Source organism: Sphingomonas sp. 37zxx (assembly GCF_000786205.1).
Taxonomy (GTDB): Bacteria; Pseudomonadota; Alphaproteobacteria; order Sphingomonadales; family Sphingomonadaceae; genus Sphingomonas.
This window is the reverse complement of sequence record NZ_JROH01000015.1, coordinates 1-12,776: the sequence shown is the minus strand read 5'-3', so window position 1 is coordinate 12,776 and position 12,776 is coordinate 1. Positions and strand designations below refer to the sequence as shown.

11 protein-coding genes, 1 tRNA gene and 1 pseudogene are annotated in these 12,776 nt (G+C 64.2%); 6 read left to right on the top strand and 7 right to left on the bottom strand.

The window, feature by feature from the left end:
* Positions 1-97: 97 nt before the first annotated feature.
* Entirely contained in the window at positions 98-1,465 is a 1,368-nt protein-coding gene (locus tag QU44_RS08505) for a cytochrome P450 (RefSeq protein WP_052134502.1), read from the top strand.
* Between the two features lie 169 nt (positions 1,466-1,634).
* On the opposite strand, the gene QU44_RS08500 is transcribed toward QU44_RS08505, so the two are convergent.
* The 4 genes from QU44_RS08500 to QU44_RS08485 all read right to left on the bottom strand — a co-directional run bounded on the left by QU44_RS08500 (position 1,635) and on the right by QU44_RS08485 (position 7,597).
* Positions 1,635-2,879 carry a hypothetical protein gene (locus tag QU44_RS08500; protein ID WP_052134501.1) on the bottom strand — a complete coding sequence of 415 codons (1,245 nt, stop codon included), beginning with the start codon at positions 2,877-2,879 and terminating at the stop codon, positions 1,635-1,637.
* A 284-nt stretch (positions 2,880-3,163) separates the two neighbouring features.
* Positions 3,164-3,239: transfer RNA gene (locus QU44_RS08495), tRNA-Trp, on the bottom strand.
* A 150-nt stretch (positions 3,240-3,389) separates the two neighbouring features.
* Positions 3,390-5,750, bottom strand: coding sequence for a putative bifunctional diguanylate cyclase/phosphodiesterase (locus QU44_RS08490; RefSeq protein WP_033921534.1), 2,361 nt, complete (start codon positions 5,748-5,750; stop codon positions 3,390-3,392).
* 119 nt (positions 5,751-5,869) lie between these two features.
* Positions 5,870-7,597, bottom strand: a complete 1,728-nt coding sequence (locus QU44_RS08485; RefSeq protein ID WP_033921533.1) for a fatty acyl-AMP ligase — start codon at positions 7,595-7,597, stop codon at positions 5,870-5,872.
* A gap of 176 nt (positions 7,598-7,773) precedes the next feature.
* Here QU44_RS08485 and QU44_RS08480 point away from each other — a divergent pair, with 176 nt between their 5' ends.
* The 5 genes and pseudogenes from QU44_RS08480 to QU44_RS18920 all read left to right on the top strand — a co-directional run.
* The gene (locus tag QU44_RS08480; protein WP_033921532.1) at positions 7,774-8,337 is read left to right on the top strand and encodes a regulatory protein RecX; all 564 of its coding nucleotides are present in this window, start codon (positions 7,774-7,776) and stop codon (positions 8,335-8,337) included.
* 89 nt (positions 8,338-8,426) lie between these two features.
* Positions 8,427-8,966 carry a cold shock domain-containing protein gene (locus QU44_RS08475; protein WP_052134500.1) on the top strand — a complete coding sequence of 180 codons (540 nt, stop codon included), beginning with the start codon at positions 8,427-8,429 and terminating at the stop codon, positions 8,964-8,966.
* A gap of 7 nt (positions 8,967-8,973) precedes the next feature.
* Positions 8,974-9,501 (top strand): DUF192 domain-containing protein, encoded by a 528-nt coding sequence (locus QU44_RS08470; protein WP_033921530.1) that lies wholly within the window; start codon positions 8,974-8,976, stop codon positions 9,499-9,501.
* A 113-nt stretch (positions 9,502-9,614) separates the two neighbouring features.
* The gene (locus QU44_RS08465; protein ID WP_033921529.1) at positions 9,615-10,004 is read left to right on the top strand and encodes an NADH:ubiquinone oxidoreductase subunit NDUFA12; all 390 of its coding nucleotides are present in this window, start codon (positions 9,615-9,617) and stop codon (positions 10,002-10,004) included.
* A pseudogene (locus tag QU44_RS18920) lies at positions 10,001-10,483 on the top strand (DUF2155 domain-containing protein); the annotation flags it as partial. The gene QU44_RS08465 and the pseudogene QU44_RS18920, both read left to right, overlap by 4 nt.
* A 35-nt stretch (positions 10,484-10,518) precedes the next feature.
* Here QU44_RS18920 and aat read toward each other — a convergent pair.
* The 3 genes from aat to QU44_RS08445 all read right to left on the bottom strand — a co-directional run bounded on the left by aat (position 10,519) and on the right by QU44_RS08445 (position 12,541).
* On the bottom strand, positions 10,519-11,283 hold the full coding sequence (gene aat / locus QU44_RS08455; protein WP_033921528.1) for a leucyl/phenylalanyl-tRNA--protein transferase: 765 nt from the start codon (positions 11,281-11,283) through the stop codon (positions 10,519-10,521).
* Entirely contained in the window at positions 11,280-12,011 is a 732-nt protein-coding gene (locus QU44_RS08450; protein ID WP_033921587.1) for a ParA family protein, read from the bottom strand. The genes aat and QU44_RS08450 overlap by 4 nt, the downstream gene beginning before the upstream one ends.
* 146 nt (positions 12,012-12,157) lie before the next feature.
* Entirely contained in the window at positions 12,158-12,541 is a 384-nt protein-coding gene (locus tag QU44_RS08445; RefSeq protein ID WP_033921527.1) for a hypothetical protein, read from the bottom strand.
* Positions 12,542-12,776: the final 235 nt, after the last annotated feature.

The following is a 12,776-nucleotide window of genomic DNA, read 5'->3' as shown; positions in this document are numbered from 1 at the left end:
ACTTCGATGCTGTGCGGGGATTGCGTCGGTACAGCGGCATTGGAACGATGTTCCATTTGGAGGATGGGCTCGAAGCGCGTAAATAACGTCCTGCGCCATGCCCGCTTTGCTTATTCCGCCGCGTCCGCCGCGAACTGACGAATGGGCACCCGCTTGGACGGCGTTCGTCGGACGGCGCGCCAACAACAGCGTCTATGGCTGGCCCGAGGACGCATTTCGCTCGAGCTGGAAAACGCGCCAGGTGCTGGGCTTTACCGTGCACCTTGTCTCCGATCCCGATGCGATCGCCCGCGTGCTGCTCGACAACAAGGCCAATTACGAGCGGCCGGCTTTGGTCCGCAAGCTGCTGCGTGCGGCATTGGGCGAGGGATTGTTCAATACAGAGGGCGAGAGCTGGCGCGAACAACGCCGGATCGTGGCCCCGACCTTCTCACCCGCCGCAGTTTCAAATTTCGCGGATACGATTGCCACGGTGGTGCAAGGCCGCATCGGCAGGTGGCGGACCGGTCCCTTGCCGATGGATATGGCGGTGGAAGCGACCGGCACCACGATGGCGATCATCGCCGAGACATTGTTCGACGGTGATGCCCGACTGACAGCACCTGCGGCGGCGGGGCATATTACCGCGATGCTTGATGCCGCCGGACGCGCGCGGGTTATGGCGATGCTGGGTATTCCAGCATTTGGACCGGGCAGCGCGCGCGCGCGCGCCGGTGGCCGGTTCCTGCGCGATACCTTGGGCGCGATGGCGGATGAGCGTGCGGCTGCCGGGGGAGGGGATGACTTTTTCGGCAATCTCGTGGCGGCGCTGCACACCCGGTATTCAGCGGTGGAAGCGCGTGAGCTGGCGGTGGACAATGCCGTCGCCTTTTACGTCGCTGGGCACGAAACTACCGCGAACGCGCTAAGCTGGACCATCTATCTGTTGGCCGCGCAGCCCGATCTGCAGGACGAGCTGCGTGCCGAGGCGGCAGCGGCGCTTGCCGGGGGCGATATGCGCGATCTGGATGCCCGGCTGCCCCGGCTTCGGGCGGTGCTGGACGAAAGCTTGCGCCTCTATCCTCCTGCACCCCGCCTGGACCGCGAGGCGATGGCGGACGACGAACTGGCAGGGCGGCCGGTGCGTCGCGGCGATCTGATCTCGATCTGGCCCTATGTGCTGCACCGCCATCATGCGCTGTGGAGCGAGCCCGATGCGTTCGACCCTCAGCGGTTCGCGCCCGATCGACGCCTGGCGATGCATCGCTATCAATATCTCCCCTTCGGGGCGGGGCCTCGGGTCTGCGTGGGCGCTCGGTTTGCGATCGTGGAAGCCCTGATCGTCCTGGCGCACTGGCTCACCGCACGGCGGTTTACCCTTCGGCCTGGGCCGCCGCCGGTACCCGTTGGCCGAGTGACGTTGCGTCCCGAGCGAGGCATGCCGCTGACCGTCAGCGCGATCCATGAGGTGCGACCCTCCGCATAGGGTTGCGGTGTTTTTGCCGCGCGGCACCGCCGACGGTAGATTGGTGCGGGCCAGCAGACGTTCGATAGGCGAGGCAGCTCGGTTGGTCCCGGTGTCGCGGCCATTTCTCGCGCTACTGCTGGGCAGGCCAGGTGGACAGCGCGCCCGCACCCGGGGGGAGCGGCGGCGCTCAGTCCAGGGTGAGCAATGCCGTTGCCGCCGATTCGGGGTCGAGCCGCTCGATCAGCGATTGCTGGATCGCGCGGGCGGTGCGCGGCACCTTGCCGGCATAAGCTGGCTTGCCATTGACGATCACGCGCACCGGACGGTCGAGTTCGACCAGCCGGTCCGACAGGCGCAGGGTGGTGCCCGCCGGCACGGTGCCGCTGAGCGTGATGGTCTGTCCGGCGACATCGGCGGTGATCATGTCGCCCTGCCGCGCGGCTGACGGATCGGGAATTTCGAGCCAGTAGAAGCGCGGGTGCGTCACATCATCCTGCCGCCACACGATCCGGCGGGGCCAGGGATTGCGCGTAAAGCTGGCCATCCAGGGCAGCGCTTCGGCATCCTTGCCGCTCATCCAGTGCGGCAGGCCGGGATAGATGCGGGCCATATGAACATAGCCGCCCGGATCGGCGGCGTGCAGCCGGTCCAGCTCGGCGTTCTTGTCGGCGGCGATGCGGTTGCGGTCATAGGCCGCGTCGGCGCCGCCCATGAAGATGGCGAAGGGCAGATTGCGCAGCCCGAGCAATGATGCATCATTGGGGTGGCCCGCCATCATCGCGGCGGCGGCAAAGCGATCCGCCAGTCGCGGCGCGAGCTGCCACACGCCGTCGCCGCCAGCCGAATAGCCCATCAGATAGACCTTGTTCGGGTCGACGCCGTTGAGCGCCACTTGCGCATCGATCAACCGCTGGAACAGCGGATCGATATGGCCTTCATGCCATAGGTTCCAGCTGTCGGTGGGTGCGCGCGGCGCGAGATATATCCCCTCGGCAGGGGTATAGAGGCGGATCTGGTTGCGCCATTGCTGATCGTTCACCGCCGGCGCGGCATTGCCGCCGCCATGCATCGAAATCCATAGGCTGCGATGCCCCGGCGCGGCGTCGCCAAAGGTCTTGCTGTCCCATTTCAGCGCCTTGTCGCCGATGGTGACCTGCTTGGCTGCCATCGCATCTGCTTCGGCAGCGGCGATGTCGCGGGTCCGGGCCGCAGCCAGCAGCGTCAGCGCGCGGCTGGCGTCGGCCTTGGACAGGCGACGGGCGAGCGCTGGGTCGTCGAGCCGCCGCTGGGTTGCCGGTCGCGCCAGCCACGTTTCAATCGCCGCCAGGGAAGCATCCGCATGGCCCTGCGACCGAGGGGCGGGTGCCGCAAGCGACGGGGCGGTGAGGGGAGCGACAAGCCCAAGGGCCAGGCATAGGATGGTTGCGCGCATCGCAATACCTTAGCCGGAGCACGAGCAATGTCGAGGCATAGGACTGCATTTGGGTAGGTTTTGGTGCGGTTTCGGTCCGTTGCCGTCAGCCGAGCGAGCTTGGGGGCGGGGCAGCCATCATTGCGTCGGTTCGGCTTTGCTCAGCAGCGTATATCGCGACCCGCGAGCGGCTTTCAGCGGCTTTACAGCCCGATAAAACGACGATGGCAAAATGGCCGGGCACATCATCCGGGGCAATCGCCTTACGGGCGATAGGTGCTATGAGCATGCCGCATGATTGCGGCTGGCAGGAGTGGAGGGACTCGAACCCACGGCCCTCGGTTTTGGAGACCGATGCTCTACCAACTGAGCTACACTCCTGCAGCCTCATCGCCCTAGCCGGGCCTTTCGCGTGCCGCAACAAAAACCGAACCATCGGGGGTGCAGCGCTCACGGTTTTGTCAGGTATTAGCCGACATCACCGCGGGCGGTGGCGTGGTGGAAAGCCCAATTGCGCCGAAAAGCTGGGTTTCAGGCAGCGATGCTTTCGCCTCGCTTGCGCCGCGTCGCCAATTGCCGTGCCTCTTCGGCGGGCAGTGGGCGGCCGAAATAATAGCCCTGTACCTTTGAGCAGCCCAATTCCTGCACCATCCGATGCTCTTCCTCGGTCTCGACTCCCTCGGCAGTCGTCGCCATCCCCAAGGATTGCGCCAAGGCAACGACCGCGCGGATAATTGCAATCGCCTCGCGCACCCCTTTCGACGCACTTTGGACAAAGCTTCGGTCGATCTTGATCGACGAAAACTTGGTGCGCGAAAGATAGCCGAGCGACGAATAGCCTGTACCAAAATCGTCGAGGCTCAATCGGCATCCCAATTGTAGTATGTGATCCAGAACCTTGACCGCACCAGTGCCTTCTCTCAAGAACACGCTCTCGGTGACTTCAAGCTCCAATCGATCCGGGGAGATTCCGGTCTGCGAAATCGACTGGGCGATAACCGCGACAAAGGCCGGGTTGTGCAATTGCTCGGCGGACACATTCACCGCGATTCGGATGTCGTCGTCCCATTTGGCTGCCTCAGTACAGGCATTGCGAAGCACCCATTCGCCGATCGGCGCAATCAGTCGCGCGTCTTCGGCCAGCGGGATGAACTTGTCGGGGCTGATTGGTCCCATTGTCGGATGAGTCCAGCGCAGCAGCGCTTCGAATCCGGTCAACGCGCCGGTGCCAGCATGCACGACCGGCTGATATTTCAGGGTAAGCTCATCATTCTGCAAGGCATTGCGGAGCGCGATTTCGAGCACGCGGCGCTCCTCGGCGGCGACATGCAGCTGGGGCTCATAAACATTGAACGCCCCGCCGCCGGCGTCCTTCGACCGGTACAGCGCCAGATCGGCCGACCGCACCAGCATTTCGGCGCTGCGCCCGTCGCGCGGCCCGACCGCAAGACCGACGCTCGCCCCGATATATAAAGTGTGCTGGTCGACCTCATAGGAGCGCGACAGTGTCGAAATGATCGTGCGCGCCAGCCGCTCGAGCCGATCGGTATCGCGCGCATCGCGCACCACTACCGCGAATTCGTCACCGCCAAGCCGCCCGATCACCTCGTTATCGGTCACCAGATGCGCCAGCCGCTCCGCCACGCGCTGCAACAGCCGATCGCCCAGCGGGTGACCCAGCGAATCATTGACGGCTTTGAACCGATCAAGATCGATCATCATGAACGCGCAGCGCCCGCCCCATTTCTCCGCCTCTGCCATCGCCCGCGCCAATGCTTCGTTCAGCAGCAAGCGGTTGGGCAGGCCGGTAAGCATATCATATCGCGCCATGCGATTGATCTTGTCGGTCGAGGCGCGCGCTTCGGTGACGTCGGAGCCGACGCCGCGAAAGCCGACGAAATCGCCGCGCTCGTCGAAGCGGGGGTTGGCCGAAATCTCCCACCAGCGCTCTTCCGAACCCGCCGTGACCGGTAACAGCAGGTCACGAAACGCATCGCGGGCCTTCAAGCGCTCGGCAAGTTTGTGGAGCCCTGCGGGGAAGCTGCCGGTTTCCCAATGCGGGCCGGCCAATACCTGCAGGAACGACATGCCATCGATCGTCACCGCATCGAGGCCCACCGAATAGGCGAAGCGCGGCGATGCCCGAATCACCCGGCGCTGGGCATCGGTTTCCCACAGCCAATCGGCACCATTGTCCTCGAATTCGCGCAGCAACAGGCTGACGGTTTCGTCGCGCTCGGCCAATGCGATCTCGCTCGTCCGAATCTGCACCAGCGCCTTGCCGCGCACGAAGCACGCTACGATCAGCAATATCGTGAAGAACCCCGATGCTGCCGCCAGGACCGGGCCGGTTGCGATCAGCAGCGACACCGAAATCGATGTGCCGACGACCGTAAGGAAAATGATGGTCGCCAGCGGTAGCGCCGCCAGCGCGACCGCCGATGCGGTCATCAGAATCGACAGCGTCAGCCATAGCGCCAGCGCCGTCTCGCCCTGTGCATCGGGGCCAAAGATGACTGGCGCGACCGCCCAGACTACGCCCAGCGCCAGCCCCTCATAGGCGGTGTCGCGAATGTCCCCGGTCGTGGCGGTCAGGCGCGTGCGACCACGCGAAGACAGCCGGCGAAACCCTACCGCCGCTGAAACGAGCCCGACCACCGAACCCCAGACTACCAACAGCGAGAGCGGGGTGATGTCGCGAAATTGCAGGACCAACAGGGCCGCGCCAAGCACGTTGGCGGCAAGCAGGAACAGCGCAAGTTGGCTGCCCGCGTTCAACTGTGCCGCGCGGATTGGACCCCAATCGGTCAAATCGCGCGGATCGTGAATACCTAGAAGCGCGCGGGTATCGATCCGCGGCTTGGCGAACTGGGAGGTGGTATCGCTAGTCACCCGATCTCCGTAGCGCCGGCTGGTTAGCGAGTGGTTATAGTGACAGCATCGTAACGATTTAATCGACCGCGTGGGCGAGGGGGGTGATCGCACGGCTTGGCACCGTGCGATTACCCCCGTCAGGCGGCGATGTCGTAGGGCTTTATCTCGCCCGCCAGGTACAGATTGCGGGCCTTTGCGCGGCTGAGTTTGCCGGAGCTGGTGCGGGGCAGGGTGCGCGGCGGCACCAGTTCCACGACGCAATGCATGCCGGTGACCGAGCGTACCCGTTCGCGGATGTCGTCGCGCAGCCGCGAGCGTTCGGCATCATCGCTGGTACGGCATTGGACCAATACCGCGGGGGTTTCCTCGCCACCCGGGGTAGTGATTGCGAAGGCGGCGATGTCACCCGCCTTGAAGCCGGGCAATTGCTCGACCGCCCATTCGATATCCTGCGGCCAGTGATTGCGGCCGTTGATGATGATCATGTCCTTGGCGCGGCCGACGATATAGACATAGCCGTCTGACAAATAGCCCATGTCGCCGGTGTCGAGCCAGCCATCGACCATGCACGCATCGGTCGCGGCATCGTCGCGGAAATAGCCCGCCATCAGCGACGGCCCCTTGCACCACACCTTGCCGATTGCCTTTTCGGGCAGCGGGGCACCGTCTTCCTCACGGATTTCTACTGCCATGTCGCGCACCGGCTTGCCGCAATTGACGATCGCGCGAAAACGCTGCGGGCGTCCGCCGTCGACCGACATGCCCGAAAGCTGCGTTTCCTCGACCAGTTCGACGACGATCCCTTCGCCCGGCGGCATGATCGACACCGCCAGCGTCGATTCGGCCAGGCCGTAGCTTGGCAGGAATGCCGACGCCGCAAAGCCAGCATCGGCAAAGGCATCAACGAACTTCTGCATCACATCGGGCCGGATCATGTCGGCACCGTTGCCGGCCACCCGCCAGCGCAACAGGTCAAATCGCTCCGACGCCTTGGTCTGGCTCGACATGCGACGCGCGCAAATGTCGTAGCCGAAGGTGGGCGAATAGGAGAGGGTGGTGCCCGGATTGCGGCTGATCAGATCGAGCCATGCCAGTGGGCGGCGCGCAAAATCCTCGGTCTTGAGATAATCGGCCGAAACCTGATTGGCGACTGGCGAGAGCAGGCAGCCGACCAGCCCCATGTCATGATACCAGGGCAGCCACGAGACGCAGCGATCGCCGTCGATCAGCTTCATCCCGTGCGAATGCGCCGCCAGATTGTTCAGCAGCGCGCGATGGGTGATGATCACGCCATGCGGAAAGCGCGTCGATCCGCTCGAATATTGCAGATAGGCGATGTCGTCGGCGGTGGCGGTTGGCAGGGTCACCGGGGCGGCTTCACGCGCGCCGAAGCTCTCCCATTCAATGCCCTCGACCCCGGCGATCCGCGCCGCTTCCCCCGCCATTGCCGCGAGCTCGGCGGGGTAAAACAGCATCGTCGGATCACAGCTTGCAAGCTGGACGCGCAGTTGCTCGATATAGCTGTCGCGCCCACCGAACGATGTCGGCAGCGGTAGCGGTACCGGCCAGCCGCCAGCATAGACCACGCCAAAGAAGAGCGATGCGAATTCGGAGCCGGTTTCGGCAACCAGTGCGATGCGGTCACCCGGAGCCATGCCTGCCGCAACCAGTCGCGCGGCTTGGTCGAGCGCGTCGCAGCGAAGTTCGGCATAGGGATAAGCCCGCGCCAAATTGCCGCGAGCATCGTGAAAATTCAGTCCACGCTCACCGCGCGCAGCATAATCGAGTGCCTCACCCAGCGTTTCGAAATCCGAAAAGCGGCGTGGCAGCCCATCGCTGCTGGGCGTTGCCGCCCGGTTGGTCATTTCGGATAATCTCACGTCACGCGGTCCCGACACCCTTTTTTCATCATTTTGCAGGCTATACTGCCCGTTGCGGCGATGGCTTTCGTTGCGCAGCCGACCAAAAGCAAGCTGCCAGCCGATTTTTCACCGATCAATGCACTTTGCTAGATCGTGCGCCAGTGTGGCACAAACATGGCATGGCCCGAATCCGCAGCCCTGCGCCGCCGCTGGCACCCGACTCGCTCGAGCGATTGGCGCTGCGTTATGTCGAGCGTTTCGCAACGACGCGGGCGAAGCTGGCGACCTATCTAGCGCGAAAGATTCGTGAACGCGGTTGGGCGGACGATGCCGCTCCGCCGGCGATCGACCCGCTGGTCGAGCGGATCGCCGAGCTTGGCTATATCGATGATCGCGCTTTCGGCGAGGCTCGCGCTGCTGCGCTCACCCGTCGCGGATTCGGCTCGCGGCGGGTAGCGATGGCGCTGCAACAAGCGGGGGTTGCCGGCGAGGATGCCGCCGGGATCGTTCCACGCGCCGAGGAGCAAGCCGTTGAAAGCGCGCTGCACTTTGCCCGCCGCAAGCGCATCGGCCCCTTCGCCCGCGAGGCGGCCGAGCGTGCGGGGCGCGAGAAGCACATGGCCGCGATGATTCGCGCGGGCCATGCGCCCACTTTGGCACGCCGCATCGCAGCAATGTCGCCTTTGTCCCATTCCGGTGAAGATACTGATCTGGCAGGGTTACTCCTCCATTCGCTTTCTTGAAACGCTGTGATAAGATATTCGACGGGGGTAGAATAAAGATGCGTTTAGAGCCGCAATGTGTGCCGGATGCTTTCGGCGGGGGGGTGCCGATGGCGCGCGAAGACGATCATGAGTCGCAAAGCGATGCATTGGTATATGCCGGCGTCGTCAAATGGTTCGACGTTACCCGCGGATTTGGCTTCGTCGTCGCCGATGACTTGGAAGTGGGCGATATATTGATCCACTTTTCGGTTTTACAGGATCATGGCCGCCGCAGTCTTCCCGAAGGCGCTCGCGTCGAATGCCGTGCGGTTCGTCGCCAGCGCGGCTTCCAGGCGAGCGAGATCGTCGCGATCGATCTTTCGACGGCAATCGAATTGCCCAAGCCGCGAAGTGCCGCCGATCGTACCGATCGCTTGAAACTGGTCGACGACGCTGGACCTTTCGAACCAGTGATCGTCAAATGGTTCAACCGGCTCAAAGGCTATGGCTTCCTTGTCCGCCCGCAGGCCGAGGGTGATATCTTCGTCCATATGGAAACGCTCCGCCGCGCCGACATCGACGAGGTCGAGCCCGAACAGCCGCTACGGGCGCGGATCATCGACGGCGACAAGGGGCCGCTTGCAGTAGCGATCGAAAAGGCCGAATAACCCGGCCATGGTCTTGCGTATCTTTCGGTCGCCGATGCTGGTTTGCGCGGCATTGCTTGTCACCACCGGTTGCGATGCCGGTGGTTCCGCCAATGCGCTGTCGGCGCAGTCGCCGGCGGGTGCTGCCGCCGCTGGCCAGGCTTCGGTTCCGCTGACCATCGCCACCGCCGGTGGCACCCATCGCTTCGATGCCGAACCGGCGGGCACGCGCGCCGAGCAGGATCGCGGGCTGATGTATCGCACCGACCTCGGCCCGAAATCGGCAATGCTGTTCTATCCCTATCCCGCAGAGGGCGGGGGGCCGCGCGAGGCCAGTTTCTGGATGAAGAATACCCCGACGCCGCTCGACATCATCTTCATTCGTGCCGACGGCACGATCGCCACCATCGCCGAGAACACGGTTCCTTTTTCCGAAGCGCCGGTCGCGTCGGGTGAACCGGTCGGTGCAGTGCTCGAGTTGGTCGGTGGGCGGGCCGCCGAACTGGGTGTTTCGCCCGGCGACAAGGTCAGCTGGCCCGGCTTTCCCGCGCGCTGAACCCGGCTTTCCCGCGCGCTGAACCCGGCTTTCTGACGCTGGCGTGGCGGGGGTTCGGATTTCGCCGATCGCCACGTTGCCACACCCCCCGCGATCGCGCTATTGGAGCGCGCATGGGTATCCTCGGTTCGATCTTCACATGGTGGAATGGTGCCACCATCGGCACCATGCTGGCGCTACGCGGCAAGCAGCGGATGGGCAGCGATTCGCTGGGCAACGTCTATTGGATGGGCGGCAAGGACACTGCCGGTCGTCCGCGTCGCTGGGTGATCTATAACGGCCCCAATGACGCCAGCCGCGTGCCGCCCGAATGGTTCGGCTGGCTGCACCAGCAAAGCGACGACGTGCCCGATGGCTCGATACCGCCGCGCATCTGGGAAAAGCCCGCAATGCCCAATCTCACCGGCACCGCGCTTGCCTATCGCCCGCCTGGAGCGATGGAAAAGGGCGGACAACGGGTGCGCGCAACCGGCGATTATGAGGCCTGGTCGCCCGAGGGATGATGCTTCGTCGGATTCTCGGCGGCACCGCCATCGCCGCCGCGATTGGCGTTGGCGGCTGGCAGGGCGCAGCATGGCTGCACAATAGCCGTGCCAGCGCTTCCGCGCTCACCGTTGCCAGCACCTCGATCGAGGTGCCTGAACCGGCTACGCAACCAGCCGTTGCGCCTGCAACCCCGGCATCGGATGGGGTGGTCACCGTCGCGAGCGATTACTCGGCGCTGGCCGCCGCGCGCGGCACGACACCGATGGCGCAGCGCGTTGCGGTAGTCGGCTTATTGAACAAGCGGAACGGCGAAAGCCGCGACCTGACGCTGCGGCCGGGTCAAGCGGTGCGCGTCGGCGATGCGATCGTGCGCCTGCGCGCCTGCGAAGTCACCGCGCCGTGGGAAGCCGAGCAATATATCGGCGCTTTTGTGCAACTCGACACCCGTGGCAGCGATGCCAAATGGCGGCGCACCTTTTCGGGCTGGTTGTTCAAGGAACGGCCCGCACTGAACGTCGTGCCGCATCCGATCTATGATGTGTGGCCCAAAAGCTGCACGATGTCGCGGCCAGAGACCGGCCCCGATACAGTGGATTTGTCCAAGGCGGCAGATGGCGCGACGCCGACTTCGCGCAGCCGATCCAGCGCGCCGAACACGCCGGTGACCACCGGCGAACCCGAAGCCAGTCCCGCCGAAGTCTCGCCAAGCGATGCATTGAGCAACGCCATATAGGCATCGCGCCGAATCTCGACCGCGCCCATCGTGCGGAGATGATCGGTCTGAAACTGGCAGTCGAGCAGCGTGAAGCCACCGACCCGCAGCCGTGCCGTCAGCCAGGCCAGCGCGACCTTGGATGCATCGGTGGCGCGGCTGACCATGCTTTCGCCGAAGAATGCGCGGCCAAGCGCTAGGCCATACAGGCCGCCGACCAGCCGATCGCCATCCCAGCATTCGATCGAATGCGCGAAGCCACGTTCGTGCAACTGGGCAAAGACATGCGCGATCGGAGGGTTGATCCAGGTTTCAGGTCGGTCGGTCGCCGATTGCGCGCACAGCGCGACGATGGCGTCGAACGCACGATCGGCGGTTACCCGATACCGATCGCCAAGGATCGTCTTGCGGAGCGATCGCGACAGGTGAAACCCGTCGAGCGGGAGGACGCCGCGTAATTTGGGTTCGACCCAATAGACGCCGGGGGCGTCGCGGTGGTCGGCCATCGGGAACACGCCCATGGCATAGGCGCGCAATACCAGGTCGGGATCGAGTTCCTGGTAAAGCGACAGCCTGCGGGTCATTTCTGCGCCGACAGCCGCCGCTCGATCGCCTGCCACAAATCGGCAAAGGCGGCCTGTGCCGCACTCCGTGGAGCGAACGCCCCCACTGGCAGGCGGCGCGCGGCCATGGTTTCGACCATGCTTGCCATCGGGATCACCGGCCAGTCGGGGTGCAGCGCCAGCCGCTCGGCATGCAGCTTTCGGCGCTTGTCGACCATCGCATGGACCGGCAGCAGCGGCACCTTGCCCCCCTTGCGGTCGAGATGCTGGACCACTTCTTCGAACGCGCGGGTTGCCAGCGGCGAGGGAATGATCGGGACGATGATCAGGTCGGCGGCGCGCATCACCTGTTCGCTGGTTTCGGTGAGGCCCGGCGGGCAATCGAGGATCAGCCGGTCATAGGCCGAATCGAGTGAGGTGACGAGCTTTGCCAGCCGCTTCTTCTTGTCGAGCGCATGAAACACGACGTCGAGGCTGCGAAGCGAAGTGTCGGCACCGATCAGGTCCAGCCGGTCGATGCCTGTCGGGCGCACCAGGCGGGTCGGTTCGACATCCTTGGTGAAGATCGCCTGCGCCGAATCGGTCGCTTGCTGGTCGCGGCCGAGCAAGAAGGTCGAGGCAGCCTGTGGGTCCAAATCCCATAGCAACGTGCGCCGTGCCGATAATTGTGACGCGCACCACGCCAGATTGACCGCGAGCGTCGTTTTACCGACGCCTCCCTTCAAGCTATAGACCGCCACTACCGCCAATTGCACGCCGCTCCCGCTATTGCCCGGGCGGAGCATGCCCCAACCCGGTATCCCGGTGCAATCACAGCGAACAATAAAAGCTGACCCAAATGAAAAGGCCGGCGGGTCGATCCCGCCGGCCTTTGATCATGGGAGGGGGCAAAAGGTCAGGCGTGGCAGCTTTGCTCGCCCTTGCCCGGCTGCGTCACGGTGATTTTTTCCATATCACCGGTCAACGAATAACCCTCGGCGACATAAGGCTGGCCTGCCTCGGGTGCGCGAAGCTGGGTCGGCGTGCCGCCGGGCTCGCTGCGGACCTTGACCTGCTTGTCGCCGTCGAAGAACTCGACATACAGCAAGCTATTGTCCTTGCACCGGAACGCAACGTTGCCGCGGATCGCCGGCGGCAATTCGACGGGTGCCGCCTTTTCCTTTTGGGCAGCCAGCGGGTCGGGCGCGCGGGTGTCGATGACTTCGGGTTCTGCCTGCTGGCATGCGGCCAGCGACAGCGCGGCGAGAACCGCCACGGCGGGGAGGATGCGATGCTTCATGGCCCAGCGATCTCGCGTATGCAGCACGTGACGTCAAGCGAAACTACCAGCGCGTGATGAGGCCGAACGCTGTTTCATTATTGCAATGCGGTACGGACAGGCCGCGTCAATATAGGATTAGTGCCGGGTGCTGTGAGCAACCACCAGGCTAGTATTGCTGTAGAGCGTTTGCATTCGCCCGATCGAACGGGCGGGAGAAGAAATGGCGGTGCCAGATGAAGCACCGCCGCCATAT